Annotated in this window: 2 protein-coding genes; both read right to left on the minus strand. The window is 59.8% G+C overall.

The genetic code is table 11. From position 1 onward, the window contains the following. Positions 1-191 (minus strand): hypothetical protein (locus tag AC07NT_RS18470; protein ID WP_498600354.1); only part of this gene is annotated, 191 nt, incomplete at its 3' end. A 371-nt stretch (positions 192-562) separates the two neighbouring features. After that, on the minus strand, positions 563-654 hold a 92-nt coding region (locus AC07NT_RS18475; RefSeq protein WP_498600355.1), incomplete at its 5' end, for a flagellin.

The raw sequence follows: 654 nt of genomic DNA on the forward strand, positions 1-654 counted from the left end.
CTGAGCGATGAGCTGCTCAAGCCCTGATAGCGCTGCGCGCTCATCGAGTCGATGTTGGTGTTGATGATGGATGCCATGTTGAAACTCCTGTGACGAAGAAATGGCACTTGCTTCAATAGCTTGCGCCGGATAAATACGCGTGCCCTTATGCAGGCTCTTGACCTATCCACACTGCTGTCGATCGAGACCACCAGCTTTGCGATAGGCGTCGGGTTTTCGGAAACCCTGTAGCCCAGTTATCGTCCCGGTTCTTTTGAAACTTGAGCCCCGGGGCCGGCCCGAACCGAGGCCGCCGCGTGGCGAGAACCGATCCAGACGTCGCCCTAAATCGGCGCAAGCCTCGAAAGCTAAAGGAAGAAAAGCGGGGTATTTCTGGCGCATTTCCAAGCCTCAAAACGAGGCCAATTGCGCCGCTGCGCACGAGGTCAGGGGCGCAGAAAAGCGCAAACGCCCACGAGTGGGCGTAAAAAAAGCCGGTGTCCTGGCGGGACACCGGCTATCACAGGATGGTCGGCGCGGACGCCGACCATGGAACAACCGTCTTATCGGTTCAGACCTACGCTCAGCGCAGCAGGGCCAGCACACCCTGGGGCAGCTGGTTGGCCTGGGCGATCATCGCGGTGCCGGCCTGCTGCAGGATCTGGGCGCGCGACA

The organism is Hylemonella sp. GW821-FHT10B10, from assembly GCF_059415585.1.